General features: G+C 68.4%; 19 protein-coding genes and 1 pseudogene. 7 read left to right on the forward strand and 13 right to left on the reverse strand.

Annotated features, from left to right (window positions below; all coding sequences use genetic code 11):
• Positions 1 to 3: 3 nt before the first annotated feature.
• Positions 4 to 636 carry a glutathione S-transferase family protein gene (locus tag CFE50_RS02635; protein ID WP_286730771.1) on the reverse strand — a complete coding sequence of 211 codons (633 nt, stop codon included), beginning with the start codon at positions 634 to 636 and terminating at the stop codon, positions 4 to 6.
• Between the two features lie 127 nt (positions 637 to 763).
• Between CFE50_RS02635 and dbpA the strand changes: the two genes are divergently transcribed.
• Positions 764 to 2,137: an ATP-dependent RNA helicase DbpA gene (dbpA, locus tag CFE50_RS02640; RefSeq protein ID WP_007161026.1), complete on the forward strand. Its 1,374-nt coding sequence runs from the start codon at positions 764 to 766 to the stop codon at positions 2,135 to 2,137.
• 117 nt (positions 2,138 to 2,254) lie between these two features.
• On the opposite strand, the gene CFE50_RS02645 is transcribed toward dbpA, so the two are convergent.
• From CFE50_RS02645 to CFE50_RS02665, 5 genes are all read right to left on the reverse strand, one after another.
• Positions 2,255 to 3,127: an oxygenase MpaB family protein gene (locus tag CFE50_RS02645; RefSeq protein WP_241808162.1), complete on the reverse strand. Its 873-nt coding sequence runs from the start codon at positions 3,125 to 3,127 to the stop codon at positions 2,255 to 2,257.
• A gap of 3 nt (positions 3,128 to 3,130) precedes the next feature.
• Entirely contained in the window at positions 3,131 to 3,718 is a 588-nt protein-coding gene (locus CFE50_RS02650) for an NUDIX domain-containing protein (protein WP_241808161.1), read from the reverse strand.
• A 115-nt stretch (positions 3,719 to 3,833) separates the two neighbouring features.
• Positions 3,834 to 4,475 (reverse strand): TIGR04211 family SH3 domain-containing protein, encoded by a 642-nt coding sequence (locus CFE50_RS02655; RefSeq protein ID WP_371099603.1) that lies wholly within the window; start codon positions 4,473 to 4,475, stop codon positions 3,834 to 3,836.
• A 241-nt stretch (positions 4,476 to 4,716) separates the two neighbouring features.
• A complete protein-coding gene (locus CFE50_RS02660) occupies positions 4,717 to 4,929 on the reverse strand; it encodes a hypothetical protein (protein ID WP_007161022.1) in 213 nt (70 codons plus the stop codon).
• A 22-nt stretch (positions 4,930 to 4,951) separates the two neighbouring features.
• Complete coding sequence (locus CFE50_RS02665; protein ID WP_286730776.1) at positions 4,952 to 5,788, reverse strand: CDP-diacylglycerol diphosphatase; 837 nt, start codon at positions 5,786 to 5,788, stop codon at positions 4,952 to 4,954.
• Between CFE50_RS02665 and CFE50_RS02670 the strand changes: the two genes are divergently transcribed.
• The gene (locus CFE50_RS02670; protein WP_027599993.1) at positions 5,787 to 6,053 is read left to right on the forward strand and encodes a DksA/TraR family C4-type zinc finger protein; all 267 of its coding nucleotides are present in this window, start codon (positions 5,787 to 5,789) and stop codon (positions 6,051 to 6,053) included. The genes CFE50_RS02665 and CFE50_RS02670 overlap by 2 nt on opposite strands.
• Before the next feature lie 56 nt (positions 6,054 to 6,109).
• On the opposite strand, the gene CFE50_RS02675 is transcribed toward CFE50_RS02670, so the two are convergent.
• Positions 6,110 to 6,814 carry a glutathione S-transferase N-terminal domain-containing protein gene (locus CFE50_RS02675; protein WP_286730779.1) on the reverse strand — a complete coding sequence of 235 codons (705 nt, stop codon included), beginning with the start codon at positions 6,812 to 6,814 and terminating at the stop codon, positions 6,110 to 6,112.
• 142 nt (positions 6,815 to 6,956) lie between these two features.
• On the opposite strand from CFE50_RS02675, the gene CFE50_RS02680 reads away from it, so the two are divergent.
• Together CFE50_RS02680 and CFE50_RS02685 are read left to right on the forward strand one after the other, a co-directional pair.
• Positions 6,957 to 7,706, forward strand: coding sequence for an alpha/beta fold hydrolase (locus CFE50_RS02680; protein WP_286730781.1), 750 nt, complete (start codon positions 6,957 to 6,959; stop codon positions 7,704 to 7,706).
• Between the two features lie 3 nt (positions 7,707 to 7,709).
• Complete coding sequence (locus CFE50_RS02685; RefSeq protein ID WP_286730783.1) at positions 7,710 to 8,756, forward strand: metal-dependent hydrolase; 1,047 nt, start codon at positions 7,710 to 7,712, stop codon at positions 8,754 to 8,756.
• A gap of 86 nt (positions 8,757 to 8,842) precedes the next feature.
• Here the strand turns inward: CFE50_RS02685 and CFE50_RS22640 are convergent.
• A pseudogene (locus CFE50_RS22640) lies at positions 8,843 to 8,950 on the reverse strand (hypothetical protein); the annotation flags it as partial.
• A 168-nt stretch (positions 8,951 to 9,118) separates the two neighbouring features.
• Here CFE50_RS22640 and CFE50_RS02690 point away from each other — a divergent pair.
• Complete coding sequence (locus CFE50_RS02690; RefSeq protein ID WP_286730987.1) at positions 9,119 to 10,564, forward strand: aminotransferase-like domain-containing protein; 1,446 nt, start codon at positions 9,119 to 9,121, stop codon at positions 10,562 to 10,564.
• On the opposite strand, the gene CFE50_RS02695 is transcribed toward CFE50_RS02690, so the two are convergent.
• Positions 10,561 to 12,279: a GGDEF domain-containing protein gene (locus CFE50_RS02695; RefSeq protein ID WP_241808154.1), complete on the reverse strand. Its 1,719-nt coding sequence runs from the start codon at positions 12,277 to 12,279 to the stop codon at positions 10,561 to 10,563. The genes CFE50_RS02690 and CFE50_RS02695 overlap by 4 nt on opposite strands.
• Before the next feature lie 246 nt (positions 12,280 to 12,525).
• On the opposite strand from CFE50_RS02695, the gene CFE50_RS02700 reads away from it, so the two are divergent.
• A complete protein-coding gene (locus tag CFE50_RS02700) occupies positions 12,526 to 13,035 on the forward strand; it encodes a nucleoside 2-deoxyribosyltransferase (RefSeq protein ID WP_286730785.1) in 510 nt (169 codons plus the stop codon).
• Positions 13,036 to 13,170: 135 nt separating this feature from the next.
• Here CFE50_RS02700 and CFE50_RS02705 read toward each other — a convergent pair whose 3' ends face one another.
• Both CFE50_RS02705 and CFE50_RS02710 read right to left on the reverse strand, forming a co-directional pair.
• Positions 13,171 to 13,872, reverse strand: coding sequence for a glutathione S-transferase family protein (locus CFE50_RS02705; RefSeq protein ID WP_241808153.1), 702 nt, complete (start codon positions 13,870 to 13,872; stop codon positions 13,171 to 13,173).
• 143 nt (positions 13,873 to 14,015) lie between these two features.
• The gene (locus tag CFE50_RS02710; RefSeq protein ID WP_241808152.1) at positions 14,016 to 14,930 is read right to left on the reverse strand and encodes a LysR family transcriptional regulator; all 915 of its coding nucleotides are present in this window, start codon (positions 14,928 to 14,930) and stop codon (positions 14,016 to 14,018) included.
• A gap of 86 nt (positions 14,931 to 15,016) precedes the next feature.
• Between CFE50_RS02710 and CFE50_RS02715 the strand changes: the two genes are divergently transcribed.
• On the forward strand, positions 15,017 to 15,799 hold the full coding sequence (locus tag CFE50_RS02715; protein WP_286730787.1) for an NAD(P)H-dependent oxidoreductase: 783 nt from the start codon (positions 15,017 to 15,019) through the stop codon (positions 15,797 to 15,799).
• A gap of 454 nt (positions 15,800 to 16,253) precedes the next feature.
• Here the strand turns inward: CFE50_RS02715 and CFE50_RS02720 are convergent, their stop codons facing one another.
• Both CFE50_RS02720 and CFE50_RS02725 read right to left on the reverse strand, forming a co-directional pair.
• Positions 16,254 to 16,553: a DUF2845 domain-containing protein gene (locus CFE50_RS02720; RefSeq protein WP_286730788.1), complete on the reverse strand. Its 300-nt coding sequence runs from the start codon at positions 16,551 to 16,553 to the stop codon at positions 16,254 to 16,256.
• Positions 16,550 to 16,834, reverse strand: a complete 285-nt coding sequence (locus CFE50_RS02725) for a DUF2845 domain-containing protein (protein WP_017642680.1) — start codon at positions 16,832 to 16,834, stop codon at positions 16,550 to 16,552. The genes CFE50_RS02720 and CFE50_RS02725 overlap by 4 nt, the downstream gene beginning before the upstream one ends.
• Positions 16,835 to 16,841: the final 7 nt, after the last annotated feature.

The raw sequence follows: 16,841 nt of genomic DNA on the forward strand, positions 1-16,841 counted from the left end.
GGCTCAGTTGAGCGTGGCGAGCTCGGCGTCGTCGAGTTCGCGGGCGCGTATCGCCGCCGGGCGGGACACCAGCCCGGCGACATAGCGCTCGAAGTGCGGACGTTTATCGATGGTGCCAAAGGCCATGCCCCAGGCAAGATGGGCGCCGACATAGACGTCGGCGGCGGTGAAGCGGTCGTCCACCAGGTATTCACCGGGGGCCAGGGCGGCGTCGAGGGTGTCGAGCACCTCGGCCAGACTGCCATAGCCCACCGCGCCGCGCTTTTGCGGGTCTTCGGGCAGGACGACGCCCAGCGCCTGGTTGGTGGTGGCCGCCTCCAGCGGACCGGCAGCGAAGAACAGCCAGCGGTAGTAGGCACCGCGCGCCGGATCGCTCAGCGGTGGGGCGAGCCCCGCAGCGGGAAAGGCGTCGGCGAGATAGGCGCAGATGGCGGCGGTCTCGGTCACCACGGCGGCGCCATGGCGCAGCGCCGGCACCTTGCCCATGGGGTTGATGGCGCGATAGGCCGGGGATTTCATCGCCGGCCCGTAGTCGACCCGTTGCACCTCGTAGGGTTGTCCGAGCTCCTCCAGCAGCCAGCGCACGATGCGTCCGCGCGACATGGGGTGGGTATAGAGCACAGGCCGGTCGAACATGGTGAAGCTTCCTTGAGTTGTCGTACCCCTTAGCATAGGTAGGCCCTCATCCAGCGTCCATTCGCAGGAGAGCCGGTACCCATCTGCTAAACTGGTAAACCTTTACCAGCCGTTTCACAGGACTCCCGTGCCCTCATCCTTCGATTCCCTGCCGCTGGCCGAGGCCATGCAGGCCAATCTGGCCGAACTCGGCTACCTGAGCATGACGCCCATCCAGGCGGCCAGCCTGCCCATCATCCTCAAGGGCCAGGACCTCATCGCCCAGGCCAAGACCGGTTCGGGCAAGACGGCCGCCTTTGGCATCGGCTTGCTGACGGGACTCAATCCGCGCTATTTCGGCTGTCAGGCGCTGGTGCTCTGTCCGACCCGCGAACTGGCGGACCAGGTGGCCCGCGAACTGCGTCGCCTGGCGCGCACCACGCCCAACATGAAGATCCTGACCCTCTGTGGCGGCATGCCGCTGGGGCCGCAGATCGCTTCCCTGGAGCATGGCGCCCAGGTGATCGTCGGCACCCCGGGGCGGGTGCAGGAGCACCTGCGCAAGGGCACCCTGGTGCTGGACGGCCTCAACGTCGCGGTGCTCGACGAAGCCGATCGCATGCTCGACATGGGCTTCATCGACGCCATCGCCGACATCCTCAGCCAGACGCCGGCACGGCGGCAGACGCTGCTGTTCTCGGCGACCTATCCGGAAGGCATCGAGCGCCTGGCCCAGGACTATCTGCGGGCGCCGCTGCGCATCAGCGTCGAGAGTCAGCACAGCGAGACCCAGATCCGCCAGCGCTTCTACGAGATCGCCGCCCAGGATCGCCTGGCCGCCGTGGTGCGCCTGCTCCGGCACCATCGCCCGGCCAGCGCCGTGGCCTTCTGCCAGACCCGCCAGCAGTGCCAGGAGGTGGTCGAGGCGCTGCATGCCCAGCGCATCTCCGCGGCCGCCCTGCATGGCGACCTGGAGCAGCGCGAGCGCGACCAGGTGCTGGCGATGTTCGCCAACCGCAGTCTCTGCGTGCTGGTGGCCACCGACGTGGCGGCCCGCGGCATCGACGTCGCCGGCCTGGAGGCCGTGATCAACGTGGAGCTGTCCCGCGATCCGGCGGTGCACGTGCACCGCATCGGCCGCAGCGGTCGGGCAGGTGAGCAGGGCCTGGCGCTGTCGCTGGTGGCGCCGGCCGAGGCCAGCCGCGCCCAGGCCATCGAGGTGCAGCAGGGCTCGCCGCTGGACTGGCAGCCCCTCGGCGCCCTGCGCGACACCCCGGAGCCGCTGGTACCGGCGATGCACACCCTGGCCCTGGCGGCCGGCAAGAAGGACAAGCTGCGCCCCGGCGACATCCTCGGCGCCCTGACCGGCGACGCCGGCCTGCCCGGCGCCAAGATCGGCAAGATCACCCTGTTCGACAACCAGGCCTATGTCGCCGTGGAAAGAGACATCGCCCGCCAGGCGCTGCAGCGGCTGAGCGAGGGCAAGATCAAGGGGCGGTCGATCAAGGTGCGGATGTTGTAGGGGCGAGTTGGCCCCTTCGCATCCTGGTACATCCTTCGGCAGGGGCTTTATCGCGGCCATGGGCCGCTCCTACAGGTACGGACACTCCTGTAGGAGCGGCCCATGGCCGCGATCAGTTCACGTCTCTATCCCCATCCGCCGCCGGGCGCGATGCGAGGAGCCGTTACGCACGGCCCAGCGCAGCACCGGGGCGGTGGCGCCTATGCCCGTGCGAATCAGCTGCCGTTGCAGCGGACCCTGGTGGAAACCCAGCTCCGCGCTGGCCCAGTCGGGCAAGAGGTCGATGCCGGCCTGCATCATCAGGGCGCCGAAGGGCTTGGCCAGGGCGCTGGGCGCGGGCGCCTGCAGCAGCACCTGGCAGACCTCGCGGCTGCGTTCGTCGCACACCAGCTGCGGGCGGATCGCCTGGTAGTAGGCGGCTATCTCCGCCCGGGAGCGAGGCACCTCCGTTGCGCCCAGGCGTTCGGCGACCAGGGCGATCTCGGCGTAGTAGCGATCCTGTTCGGCGCTCGGCAGCTGGGGATCGAAATAGCGCAGATAGGCCGCCAGGAAGTGACTGACCTCGGCCACATGGACCCAGGTCAGCAGCGCCGGGTCTTCGGCGCTGTAGGGGCGGCCGTCGGCGGCCTGGCCCTGGATATGCCGGTGGATGGCCTTGACCCGGGCGATCAGTCGCTCGGCATCGCCGCGGCTGCCAAAGGTGGTGGCAGCGATGAACTGACCGGTACGCCGCAGGCGGCCGAGCATGTCTTCGCGAAATTTCGAGTGGTCCCAGACCCCGGCCAGGGCCAGCGGGTGCAGGGTCTGCATCAGCAGGGCGGCGATGCCACCGATCAGCATGCAGGTGAAGTCGCTGTGCACCCGCCAAGGCACGCTGCCGGGTCCGAACAGCCCGGGATCGCCCGGCGGCTGCTCGTAGTCGACCTCGCCCAGGGCCAGTCCGGTAAGGCTCATCACCTGCTGCTCGATACGGCTGCGGATCCGCTCCATGGACTAGCGCGGCAGCAGGTAGAGCGCCGCGTACTGCAGCAGCATGATGGTCTTGCCATCCCGCAGCCGGCCGTCGCGGGCCATGGCCAGGGCCTCGTCGAAGGGCAGTTCCAGCAGCTCGATGTCCTCGCCTTCCTCGTGCAGTCCACCGCCGTCGGCGATGCGCTGGTCGGCGCGGTATTCCCCGGCGAAGAAGTGCAGCAACTCGGTCACCGAGCCGGGACTCATGAAGGCGTCGAACAGGTGCTGGACGTTGTCCAGGCGGTAGCCGGTCTCTTCCTCGACCTCGGCCTTGATGCGCGCTTCGGGGGCGGCCGCGTCGAGCAGGCCGGCGGGGGTCTCCACCAGCAGGCCGTCGTCCAGTCCGTTGCCCAGGGTCGGCAGGCGGAACTGGCGGATCAGCAGCACGGTGCGTCGCTCGCGGTCGTACAGCAGGATGGTGGCGCCGTTGCCGCGGTCGTAGGTCTCGCGGGTCTGACATTGCCAGCTGCCGTCGCGGCGCAGGTAGTCGAAGGTGGTCTTCTTCAGCAGGCCCCAGTCGGCGGAAAGGGTCTCGACCTGCTGGATGCGAATGCGGGAGGTGTCGGGCATGGGGGCTCGTCTGGACAGGAGGCGTCGGGCCACGGTAGCAGAAGCGCTGCCTTTCTAAGGCATGCCCCGCAGCCCCGGGTTCCACCCAGTCGTGAGGGCGGCTGGCCTCCGACGTCTAGAACCAGCGGTCGTTCTTCTTGCGACCCCGGGTCATGGACGGCAGGATCAGACCGGCCAGCAGGCCGGCGCCGGCGATGCTGCCGCCATAGACCATGTACTGCATCAGCGCCTGCTTGTTCTCGTTGCCGAGCTTGGCCTGGGTGCTGCGCAGTTCCGACTGGGCCTGGGTAAGCTGGGCGTCGAGGTCCTTGCGGCGGCTCTCCAGTTCGTCGATCTGCTTCTTGCGCGAATCCAGGGTCTCCTGCATGCCCTGGACGCGATTCTTCCAGCTGTCGTCGATGGTCTTGAGCTGGCCGCTCAATTCGGCCACCTGCTGTTCCAGCTGCGGCAGGCGCTCGGCCTGGCCGGGCTTGGCCTGCAGGTCGGCATTGGGGATCCAGACGGTGCTGCCGCCTTCGCCGCGCACCTGGCTGTAGTCGCCCTGGGTGCTGATCAGCTCGACCTTCTGCCCGGACTTGAGGGTGCCGACGATGCGATAGCCATCGGTGGGACCACTGCGGACATAGGTGGTCAGGCTGTCGCTGACCCAGCGGGCAGTGCCTTCCTGGGCCACGGCGGTGCCGGCCAGGGAAGCGAGGGAGGCAGCCAGGCAGAGGCCGAGATGCGGTAGGCGGGACAGCAGGCGAGTTGGGGACATGGGCATGATCGGGTCTGTATGCATGAGCTGAAAAGATGAAGGCCGTGATGAACAAGCCGGATTATTGTGGGGCAGTACCCTAGCAAGCCGCCGCGATCTATCCGCCAACCCGTAGCGCCCTCTGTTCGAGACGGTGAAGCAGTTCAAGCTTTGGCGGCGGAAAGCGACGGTCAGTGTCATCTTGCCGCCATGCGGTAGGCGGTAAAAGCGGCAAAGCCGTTCAGGATCTTGCAGCGGCGGTTCAGAGCCGATGGAGCAGATCCAGACTCAGGGCCGCGAGCGCGCCCAGGCCGGCGCAGCCGAAGGCCAGTGCCTTGCCCCACCAGCGTTTCCAGGCGATCGCGCCGGCCACCATGCCCACCCCGCAGAGCAACAGGCCGGACTTGAGATAGAAGTCGGACCAGGCGAGCAGCTGATCGATGAAGTCGAAGAGGTCTTGGAATTCCTGCGGCATGGGGCCTCCTGGCGCGCTGGCGCTATTGAGTCGCCGGGGCCGCGGTCGTTCCCTGGCAGTCCGCCGCCAGCAACCGTTCCGCCGAACCCTGGTCGCCCGGCTGGCTGCCCGCGCGGCCGGCCAGCAGCAGGAACTGGCGGCTGGCGTCCCGGCTCGGCAAGGCCACCACCGCCAGTGACAACCGTGGATCCGGCAGCGGATAGGGCGGCTGGCTGGCCAGGGCTTGGAAGAAATCCGCGGCTAGCAACTGGGCCTCGCTCAGCCGCCGCGCCTGATAGCGACTGCCCGCCAGCGCCTTTGGCAGCGCGCGCCAGTGTTCGTCCAGAGCGGGTGCCAGCCGCCAGAGCTGCGCGCGCACTTCGGGCCGCAGACAGGCCAGGTGCACATGCAGCTGATCCTGGCTGCGCCCGCTGGGGGCATTGAGGGCCAGGGCGATCCGATCGTCCGCCACCGGCGCCCGACCCCAGGCGCTCAGGTACCAGCGCTGGCGCCAGGCCAGAGCGAACCAGTTGGGTTGGCCGGGCTGCCACAGCGCCGGGCTTTCCAGCCCGCGCAGGGGCCGCAGCGGTACCAGGATGAAATGCTGTCGCTCACCGGGCGCGCGCAGCACGGCAAAGCCGGGATCCTCCACCACCTGGCGACAGGGCGCCGCCAAACCGGTGAGCCGGGCATTGGGCACGCACAGCCCGGTCGTGACCTGGCGCAGCAGGTCGCGGCTGGCACAGCCCGTCAGCGCCAAGCCCAGCATCAGCAGCGGCAACAGGCGCCGCCACGACGAGCGGATGCGGCTCGGCAGCGAACAACTGCGCGCGCGGCGCTTCCAATGGCTATCAGGGCAACGCACTGGGAGATCAGTCATGGCCAATGGTTGGGCCGGAGACGGCGCGGTTCAGGAACAGATCGACAGCACGGTGGACGATGCGGTGCAGCGCGCCCGCAGCCGTCTGCATCGGGGCGCGAGCCTCACCCATTGCGAGGAATGCGGCGACGCCATCCCCGAAGCCCGCCGCCAGGTGGTGCCGGGCGTGCGCCTGTGCATCCGCTGCCAATCCGAGCAGGATGCCGAAGACCAGCGCGCCGGCGGCTACAACCGGCGGGCGAGCAAGGACAGTCAGTTGCGCTAGGACCGAGCGCGTGAACGCCGGGCCGATTTGCAGCCCCAGCTCGACGTCGCCCGGCATCAGGGCGCTGCCGGGATCTGCAGGCCGCGTTGCACCGCCGGGCGGGCGAGGAAGGCGTCGAGGGCGCGACGGACCTCGGGGAAGTCCTGGAAGCCGACCAGGTCGGCCGCCTGGTAGACCTCCAGCAGGGCGCGGATCCAGGGGAAGGTGGCGATGTCGACGAGGCTGTAGTCCGCGCCCAGGATCCAGTCGCGGCCCTTGAGCTGGCCCTCCAGCACGCCGAGCAGGCGCCGGGCTTCGGCGACATACCGCTCGCGGGGACGCGGGTCCTCGATGTCCTTGCCGGCGAAGGTGGTGAAGAAACCGAGCTGGCCGAACATGGGGCCGATGCCGCCCATCTGGAACATCAGCCACTGGATGGCCTGGTAGCGCCGCGCCGGGTCCTCGGGCAGCAGGCGCCCGGTCTTTTCCGCGAGATAAAGCAGGATGGCGCCGGATTCGAACAGCCCCAGGGGTTCGCCACCGGGGCCGTCGGGGTCGAGGAGGGCGGGGATCTTGTTGTTGGGGCTCAGGGAGAGGAATTCCGCGGTGTGCTGGTCGTCCTGGCCGAAGTCGATGCGATGCACCTCGTAGGGCAGGCCGAGTTCTTCCAGGAGGATGGCGACCTTGACGCCGTTGGGCGTGGGCAGCGAATAGAGTTGCAGGCGCTCGGGATGCCGGGCCGGCCAGCGGTGGGTGATGGGAAAACGCGACAGATCGGCCATGGTGGACTCCTGGCAAGGGGACGGTTCTGGGTGAGACCGGTCGGCGCGGCCCGGGTTGCCAGCTCTTCAGCGAAGCGGAACTTAGCGCGATGCCTACCTCTCCATCTGAGGAGTGCCTTCAGCCCCGCACCGAGGACTTCCCATGCTCCCCCACAGCCAGCAGGGCAGCGGTTCGCCCACCTTCGTGCTCATGCACTTTCTCGGTGGCTCGCACCGCACCTGGTTTCCCACCGCCCCCTACCTGGACGGCGAACACCGCTGCGTGGCGCTCAATACGCCGGGCTTCGGCGATGCCGCCGCGGTCGAGGGCTACAGCGTGGCCGAGATGGCCGATCAGGTGGATGCCAGCATCCGCGCCCTGGGCCTGGATCGTTGCATCCTGGTCGGCCATTCGATGACCGGCAAGGTGGCCGTGGTGCTGGCGGCGCGGCGACCGGAATACCTGGTCGGGCTGATCCTGGTGGCGCCTTCGCCGCCCGGACCGCAGCCCATGAGCGAGGCGGATCGCGATGCCCAGCGCGCCTATGGCAAGAGCCGGGCGGAGGCCGAGGCCTTCGTCGACGAATCTAGTGCCCACCGCCTGCCCGATGCCATCCGCGAAGTGGTGATCGCCGATGCCCAACGGTTGAATCTGCAGGCCTGGCGCGCCTGGGTCGATCACGGCAGTCGCGAGGACTGGAGCGAGCGGATCGACACCCTGGACTATCCGGTGCTGCTGGTCTGCGGCGCCGACGACCAGCAGGTGCCGGGTCCGGACGAGCAGCGTCGCACTACCCTGGCGGCCTTTCCCAACAGCCGCCTGGAGGTCATTCCCGGCGCCGGTCACCTGATGCCGCTGCAGACGCCCCAGGCCCTGGCGCGGCTGATGCTCGATTTCGCCCAGGCGCTCTGACCGGTGGATTCGCTGACCCAGGCCGTGCTCGGCGCCACCGTCCAGACCGCCCTGCTAGGTCGCTGGCAGGGGCGGCGCGCCATCCTCTATGGCGCCGCCCTGGCCACCCTGCCGGATCTCGATGTGATCATCGATTACGGCGATGCGGTCAAGGAAATGACCTATCACCGCGGCTTCAGCCATTCGCTGTTCGTGCTGACCGGACTGGCCCTGTTGCTGACCGGGATCTGCGGTCGCTGGCGCGATCCCGGCTACAGCCGGGGGCGCCTGTTCCTGACGCTCTGGCTGGTGCTGGTCACCCATCCCTTGCTGGATGCCTTCACCACCTATGGCACCCAATTGTTCTGGCCGCTGCCGACGACCCCGGTGGCCTGGTCCAGCGTCTTCATCATCGATCCGCTCTATACCCTGCCGCTGCTGGTGGCGGTGCTGGCCGGGCTGCTGGTCGGCCCGCGCGGACGCCGGCCGCGGCTGGCCGTGGCGGCGCTGGCACTGTCCACCGTCTATCTGGGCTGGACCCTGGTGGCCAAGTACGCCGCCGAGCGCGAGGTACGCCAGGTGCTGGCGGCCCAGGGGCAGGCAGATGCCCGCCTGTTCAGCGCGCCGCTGCCGTTCACCAGCCTGCTCTGGCGGGTAATGGTGGATGACGGACCCGAGCGCTACCGGGAGACCTGGGTGGGGCTGTTCGACGATCGCCCACCCGCCTTGATCCCGCTACCGCGCGGTGGCGAACTGGCGCCGATCCTGGCCGATTCGCCGGCCGAGCAGCGGCTGCGCTGGTTTACCGATGACTGGCTGCGCTACGACCGCCTGGGCAACGACCTGGTGGTGACCGATCTGCGCCTGGGCGCCACCGGCTACCACAGTTTCCGTTTCGTCCTGGCTCAGCGGGAGGCAAGCGGTTGGCGACTGGTCGCCGAACCCTCACTGTGGCCGCGCGAGCGAGGAGGACGCGAACAGCTGGCAGTGGTCTGGCGCAGACTCTGGCATCCGGAGCTGCCGGCGCCGGTGGCGGACTGGGCCGCGCGACTGTCGCGAATGCCGGACTGACGCCAGGCCTCCAGCAGCAGTCGCCACCAGGGGCGCCGGGCCTCACGCAGGGCGGTATGGCGGTCCAGGCCGATATCGGCCAGTTCCCGGTCGGTAAGGTCCGGCAGGCTGCGGCGGGTGGTCAGCTGGCGCTGGAACAGCAGCCAGCAACCGCTGGCGCGCGTCTGGTCGTGAAGGCTGGGGTCTCTGGGCATGGCGTCTCTCCTGGGTTGTCTCCATGCTCCGCCGCCAGCCGCTTCAGGGGCAGACCCAGGCCGATGGGTTGTCCGCCATACAGCTGCCTTACAGCGCTCAGCTGTATGGTGCACGGCATGGCCATCTGTATGGCGCGCGATGCCTGTCCGCGCCGCTATAGTCCGGGCATGAATCGCTATCAGCTGTTGGCCGATGCCCTCGGCCGCCGTATCGAACAGGGCCTCTATCGACCGGGCGAACGCCTGCCGTCGGTGCGCGCCCTGGCCCAGGAACACGGGGTCAGTCTGGCCACGGTGCAGCAGGCCTATCGGCTGCTGGAAGACCGTGGCCTGGTGGAGCCCCGGCCCAAGTCCGGCTATTTCGTCCGCCTGGAAAGACGCGCCATCGAATTGCCGCGGGTGACCCGGCCGGCGCGCTGGCCGGTGGAGGTGTCCGGTTGGGAACCGGTGCGGGAGTTGATGACCTCCACCCCGGATTCGGTGCGGGTGCAACTCGGCCGCGGCCTGCCGGACACCGAGGCGCCGACCCTGGCCCCCTTGCTCGCCGGCATGGCGCGACTGGCGCGGCGGCCGGGCAATGCCGGACTGTCCTACGACAGCATCCAGGGCGTCGTGGCGCTGCGCGAACAGGTGGCGCGGCTGCAACTGGACGCCGGCTGCGTGCTCACCGCCGATGACATCGTCATCACCAGCGGCGCCCACGAGGCGCTGGCCATCGCCCTGCGCGCCACCTGCCAGGAGGGTGACATCGTCGCGGTGGACTCGCCGACCTTCCACGGGGTGATGCAGACCCTCAAGGGCCAGGGGCTCAAGGCGCTGGAAATTCCCACCGATCCGCGTACCGGTATCAGCCTGCCGGCGCTGGAACTGGCCCTGGAGCAATGGCCGGTGCGCGCCATCCAGCTCACCCCCAGCTGCAACAATCCCCTGGGCTATTGCATGCCCGAGGCCAACAAGCGCCAGCTGGTGGCCCTGGCGCGCAAGCACGACCTGGCGGTGATCGAGGACGACGTCTATGGCGACCTGCTCTACAGCTATCCCCGGGGCCGGGCGCTCAAGGCCTTCGACGAAGACGACCGGGTGATACTCTGCAGCTCCTTTTCCAAGACCCTGGCACCGGGCCTGAGGGTCGGTTGGGTGGCGCCCGGGCGCTATGCCGAGCGCATCCTGCACCTCAAGTACATAGGCACCGGCTGCACCGCGCCCCAGCCGCAACTGGCCATCGCCGAATTCATCGCCGCCGGCCACTACACCGTGCACGTCCGGCGCATGCGCGCCCAGTACCAGCGCAATCGCGACCTCATGAGCGCCTGGGTGCAGCGCTACTTTCCCGCCGGAACCCGGGTCAGCCAGCCCCAGGGCAGTTTTCTGCTGTGGGTGGAGTTGCCCGCGGCCTGCGACAGCCATCGACTCAATCGCGAGTTGCTCGCCCAGAGCGTGCAGATCGCCTGCGGCAGCATCTTTTCCGCCTCGGGCAAGTACCGTAACTGTCTGCGCCTGAACTATGCCCAGGCCCAGCGTCCGGGGATCGAGGAGGGCGTGCGGCGCGTGGGCGAGGCCGCCTGCCGGCTGCTCGACGAGGCGCTACCGCGGGCGCTGGCGGCGCCGGTCTAGCCGAGTTCGGCGAGCTCGCTGCAATTGCGCCCGCGATGCTTGGCCCGGTAGAGGGCAGCATCGGCTTGCGCCAGCAGGCGAACCGGGACGCCTTCCGCCAAGCGCGGCGTGACCGCCACGCCGAAGCTGGCGGTGACCGGCAGCGCCTCGGTCGGGCCGACGGCGAAGGGCCTCTCGGCGATGCCGCAGCGCAAGCGCTCGGCCAGCGCCAGGGCGTCGGCCGGCTGGGCCACGTCGGCGAGCACGGCGAACTCCTCGCCACCGATCCGGGCGATGTGATCGCCGGGGCGTAGCAGCTCGCGGCAACGCTGCGCCAGTTGCTGCAGCAGCAGATCGCCGGCGGCATGACCGTAGGTGTCGTTGATGCGCTTGAAGTGATCGATATCGAAGGCGATCGCCGCCAGCTGCCCGGCAGTGCTGGTAACCCCCTGTGCCAACTCGCGTTCGAAGGCGCGTCGATTGGCCAGACCGGTGAGGTAGTCGGTCTCCGCGCGAATGCCCAGTTCGGCGATCAGGGCGTCGCGCTCCTCACGCAGCCGGTCGGCCTGCAGCAGTTCGTCCTCCAGCTGGGCGAAGGCGGCGAACAGGCTGCGCGGGTCGTCTTCGGCCACTGTCCCGAGCGGTCGGGCGCGCCGGCTGAGGCTGAGCAGCCGCTGGGTATGGGCCAGCAGCGGCGTCAGCAGGCGCTGCTTGAGCAACAGCAGGCCGGTGCCCAGCGCCAGCAGGATGCCCACCGCCGCGGCGATGGTCAGCCACAGCCGCACTTGGGCTTCGCGCGCCAGGGTGTCCGCTTCCTCGCGGGCCAGGCTCAGGGCCTCGTCGCGCAACTCCAGGATGCTGACCATGGTCGGGACATAGCCCTGGGCGAAGCTGGCCGCACTGGGCGCCGTGCCGGTCGTCAGAGCGGCGAGGGTCTGGTGGTACCAGTCCAGGCCTTCACCCAGGTAGCGCTCCTGCACCTGCATGAAACGATCGCGCTCGGGGCGGCCGGGTGCCAGATTGAGATTGCTGCGCAGGAGGTCCATCAGCTGGTTGATGCGGCCCTGGGTCTGTAGCAGCTGAACGTGCTCCGCACCCGTGGGCAGACGCTCCGCCTGCAGCGCTGGGGTCAGCAGCGAGCCCAGGCGTCCGGCAGTGTCGCGCAGGCGCGCGGCCAGCTTGGCATTGACCAGGTAGATGGCCACGGCCGGGCTGCGCTGGATGAGGTCGTGCAGGGTGAGATCGGCGGTGATGAAGTTGCTGTCGAGGGCGCGGAACATGCCCTGGACCACGGTGGCGATATCCTGGCGCGCGGGATCGTCCGGCGTCGCCCGGAGGCGCTGGTCGACCCGGGCGCGGGCCTGCAGGAGCGTTTGATAGCCTTTTTCCGCCTGCTCGGCGGTCATGCTGCATTGCTGGCAGTCCTGCAACAATGCCTGTAGCTGGGCGAAGCGCTCATCGCTCAGGGATCGGGCCCGCGTCAGCAGGCGGGGATCGCCATCGCGACCGCCGAGCAGAGCATTGGTCGGGCCACGCTCGGCGGAGATGGCTTCCACCAGCCGCAGCGCCTCTTCGTAGACCGGCAACTGATCCCGGGTCAGGCGCATGCTCGTCGAATTCTCATGGGCTTGCTGCACGAGCAGGGCCATGCCGCAGGCGGTGGCGAGCGAGGTCACCACCAGCAAGGCATTGATCAGTCGATTGAGGTGAGCGGTCAGCAGGAAACGGCCAGACATCAGGCGACACCGAAGCGAGCATGCCCAGGAGGCGAGCCGATTCCGGACAGCGGGGGAGTCAGGCTCTCAAGGTACGCCGATCTTAAAAGGTCTGGCTTTCAAAACGTATACAGCCGGGGTCGGGCGGATTGGTTATTGCGCCAACGGTCATGCCGGCAGCATGAGTGGCATGGCGATCACGAAACCTTGTCAGGCAGACGAGGTGGTACTCACCCTCTACACTGGCCCTTTTCGCGAGGTCCTGCCATGCCACCCCGTATCTATCTTGCCGGCCCCGAGGTCTTTCGTCCCGACGCCGTCGCCCAGGGCGAGGCGCTCAAGGCGCTGTGCACTCGTCATGGCTGCACGGGGCTGTTTCCGCTGGACAATGCCATTCCCCCGGAGCTGACCGAGCCCGGGGCGCAGGCCGCCTGGATCTATCGGGCGAACCTGGCGCTGATCAGGCAGGCGGATGGCGTCCTGGCCAGCCTGGATTTCTTTCGCGGCGCCGAGCCTGACAGCGGCACCTGTTTCGAAGTGGGCTACGCCGTCGCCCTGGGCAAGCCGGTGGTCGGCCATGTGCCGGAAGCGGGCAGTCTGGCCGAGCGGATTCGCGCCCGCCATCCCGAGTGGGTGGGCAAGGGGCTGCTGGACCGTGACGGCTGGACGCTGGAGGAATTCGGCCTGCCGCTCAATCTGATGCTGGCGGTGCCGGCCAGCATCGTCGTCGGGGGGGCGGAGGAGGCTCTGGCGGTATTGCGCGAGCGGCTGGGCTAGTAGACGGGGGCGTGCGACCCTCACCTGGCCCTCTCCAAGAGGGAGAGGGGGTGGCGGTCAGTCCAGTGGAAAAGGCTGCGCCGTTTTCCACGCTACGGAGTTTCGCCCCGTAGGGGGAACGCGGTCTGAACGGAATCAGCCGCGCGCCAGGGGTGCCAGTTCGTCCAGGCCGCTGTGGCCGTCGGCATAGGCCGCGCGGAAGCTGTCGCGCTGCTGCCAGCGCGCCCAGAAGGCCGCCAGGTGCTCGAAGCGCTCGTCCAGGGGCGTCTGGTTGGTAGGGAACTTGGAAAAGGCGATGGCGGTGCACAGGGTGATGTCGGCGAAGGTTGGCGCCGCGCCGCCCAGCAGCCACTCGCGGCCGTCGGCCAGGTGCCGATCCACCAGCGCCGCGTGCATCAGCGCTTCCTTGCGGCAATGCTCGCCCCATTGCGGATTATGGGTCAGCTCCAGCTTGTGGCCGAGGCCTTCGTGCTGCACATGGAACATGGTCACGATGCGATAGAGCACATGGACGAAGATGCGGTCATCCCACATGGCGTCCTGGCCCTGCTCAAGTGGCGTCTCGCCCAGCACCTTGCGCCCGGGATGGCTGTTGTCCAGGTAGCGGGCGATGGCCGCGCTCTCGGCCAGGTAGCCGCCTTCGGCCAGTTCCAGGGTCGGGGTCTCACCCCAGGGATTGCGCTTGAGGTGCTGCCACTGGCGTTGCTCGCCTTCGGGCGCCATCTTCAGGATGACCTCCTCGAATTGCTCGGCGATGCCCTTTTCATGGATGAACAGCCGCAGCCGTTGCGGGTTGGGAAAGGCGGACGGCGAGGTGAAGAGGCGTAGCTTGGCCATGGCGGGCTCCGGAAGGGACGGTGACGAAGCATGCGACTGCGGGCAGCCGTGCCGTGTTCGTCTGAGGTGACCAAGAGTACCGGGCCAGGGCGGGGGAGCAACAGCCAACTCGCTGTATGCCCTCCATGCAAAGAGTTGATTGGTCAGGCCGGCATTCGGCTCACGAGGCTGGCGACGATCCGTTCGCGCAGCCAGGCATGGGCGGGATCGCGGTGCAGGCGTTCGGGCCAGAGCAGCAGCATGTCGAAGCCCGGGATGGCCAGGGGTGACGGCTGGACCTGCAGGCCGGGATGATTCAGGGCGATCTGGGCGGGCAGCAGGGCCACCAGATCGCTGACCAGCAGGACACTGGCCAGGGTGGCGAAGTGGGGCACCGACAGCACCACCCGCCGCGCGCGGCCCTGCTCCCCCAGCAAGCGGTCGGTGACGCTGGCGAAGCCGCCACCGCTCGGCGAGACCAGCGCCTGATCCAGTTGGCAGAAGGTGTCCAGGGACACGGGTTGCTGCAGGGCCGGATGGCCGCGCCGGCCCGCCAGCAGATAGTGTTCGGTGAACAGCAGGCGCTGGCGCAGACCCGCTGCGGCGGTATCGGCCACGTCCAGCGCCAGGTCCAGGTGATCCCCCTCCAGCTGTTCGGCGAGCAAGGCGGGCTTCTTGTCCAGCAGCGCCAGACGGATACCGGGCGCCTGCTGACGCAGGTCAGCCAGCAGCGGGGTGAGCAGGGTGGTCGCACTGTGGTCGCTGGCGGCGATGCGCCAGGTGCGCTCGGCGCGGGCCGGTTCGAAGGGCGCGGCCGGTGCCAGGGCGTCTTCCAGCGCGGCCAGGGCCTGGCGCAGCGGTTCGCGCAGGGCCTCGGCACGTGCCGTGGGGCGCATGCCCCGCGGTCCAGGCAGTAGCAGGGGATCGTCGAGCAACTGGCGTAGACGGCCGAGTTGCAGGCTGACGGTGGGCTGCGCCAGGTTGAGTCGGCGTGCGGCGCGGGTGACGTTGAGTTCGGCGAGCAGGGCGTCGAGGGTGACCAACAGATTGAGGTCGAGACGTCTTAGGCTATTGTGCATGGCAATGGCTGCTGTTTCGGTAATTCATTTTCAGCATAGCGCGAGCGCTTCTAGTCTGGGCACCTCTTCCTCACGAGGTGATCCCCATGAAGGTCCTGCTGGTCTACGCCCATCCCGAACCCCGCTCCCTCAATGGCGCGCTGCGCGACTTCGCCGTGGCCCATCTGCAGGCGGCCGGGCACGAGGTCCAGGTCTCCGATCTCTATGCCATGGGTTGGAAGGCTGCCCTGGATGCCGCGGACGCCCCGCACCTGGCACCCGGCGAGCCCTTCGATGCGGTCGTCGATTCCCAGCGCGCCTATGCCAGTGGTGGACAACCGGCAGACATCGCCGGCGAGCAGGCCAAGCTGCTATGGGCCGACGCCGTGATCCTGCAATTTCCGCTGTGGTGGTTTTCCCTACCGGCCATCCTCAAGGGTTGGGTGGAGCGGGTCTATGCCTGCGGCTTCGCCTATGGGGTGGGCGAGCACAGCGATAGCCACTGGGGCGATCGCTACGGCGAAGGCACCCTGGCCGGCAAGCGCGCCATGCTGGTGGTGACCTGTGGCGGCTGGGAATCGCACTACAGCGCGCGTGGGATCAACGGCGGCCTGGATGACATCCTCTTTCCCATCCAGCACGGCATCCTCTTCTATCCCGGTTTCAGTGTGCTGCCGCCGTTTCCGGTCTATCGCACGAGCAAGGTCGAAGCGGCCGCCTTCGAGCGGCTGTGCCAGGCCTATGGGGCACGGCTGGACGGACTGGCCACGGATGAGCCCCTGGCGTTCCGCCGGCAGAACGGCGGGGACTACGAGATTCCGGCGCTGACCCTTAAGCCCGAGCTGGCGCCGGGGCGGACGGGGTTGGGGATTCATCTGCGGGAGGCGTGAGGGCTGGCGCGGCCTGGTTTCCGTGGCTCGGAGCTCTTACCGTCGGTTGGCGCTGAGCGTGGCGAAGCCCAACGGCGGAGTTGGGCCTTGGGTGGTGTTGGGCTTCGCTGGCGCTCAACCCAACCTACGAGAACCGTGCCAGACGCCGTAGGTTGGCGCTGAGCGTAGCGAAGCCCAACAGCGGGGCTGGGCCTTGGGTGGTGTTGGGCTTCGCTGCGCTCAACCCAACCTACGAGAACCGTGCCAGACGCCGTAGGTTGGCGCTGAGCGTAGCGAAGCCCAACGGCGCCCAGGATTGAACAGCCTCGTTGGGCTTCGACGATGGAGCCGTCTCAACCCAACCTACGTGACTACGACGCTTCAGTGGAAAAGGCTGCGCGGTTTTCCACGCTACGGACTGTAGGGTAGACGACGGCGCCGCCTCGTCCACGCGAATCGTTCAAGGCAAGTCGCCTCAGTTGGCTCTCTTGCTGTCCACCTGGTCCAGGCGACCGCCGCGGAAGGTGAGGAAGTACAGCATGCCGTTCCAGGGGCCGTAGGCCCATTCCTCGACGAATTCCACCTGGCGATAGCCGTAGCCGTCGGTGACCTGGCGTTCGCCCAGCGGCGTGACGCTCAGCGGGTCGCCGCACTTGCCGCGGACCTCGTGGGTGGTGGAGCCGGTGGAGACCAGGGCGCTGCCGCAGCGCAGCGACGCGGCCTGGTTGGTGCCGGTGGCGAGCAGGAGCAGCAACAGCAGGGGGCGCAGGTTCATTGGCGCTGGAACTCGATGCGAGAGAGGCGATTGGCTTCGAAGGTGAGGATGTAGTTGGCGCCGTTCTTCGGGCCGTACACCCATTCTTCGATCACCGCCTCGCGGCGTTCGTTGCGGCCCAGTTCGTAGCCCACCAGATCGCGATGAGCGGGTTCGCCGCATTTCTGCAGCACTTCGAAGGCGCGATCGCCCCGGCTGACCAGGGCGTTGCCGCACCTCATGGAATCAGCGGCGGCGCCGGTGGCGACCAGCAGGGTGAGGGCGGCGAGCAGGCAACGCATGGGGGTC

This window comes from Pseudomonas sp. PGPPP4, from assembly GCF_002256045.1.
Classification (GTDB): Bacteria; Pseudomonadota; Gammaproteobacteria; order Pseudomonadales; family Pseudomonadaceae; genus Chryseomonas; species Chryseomonas oryzihabitans.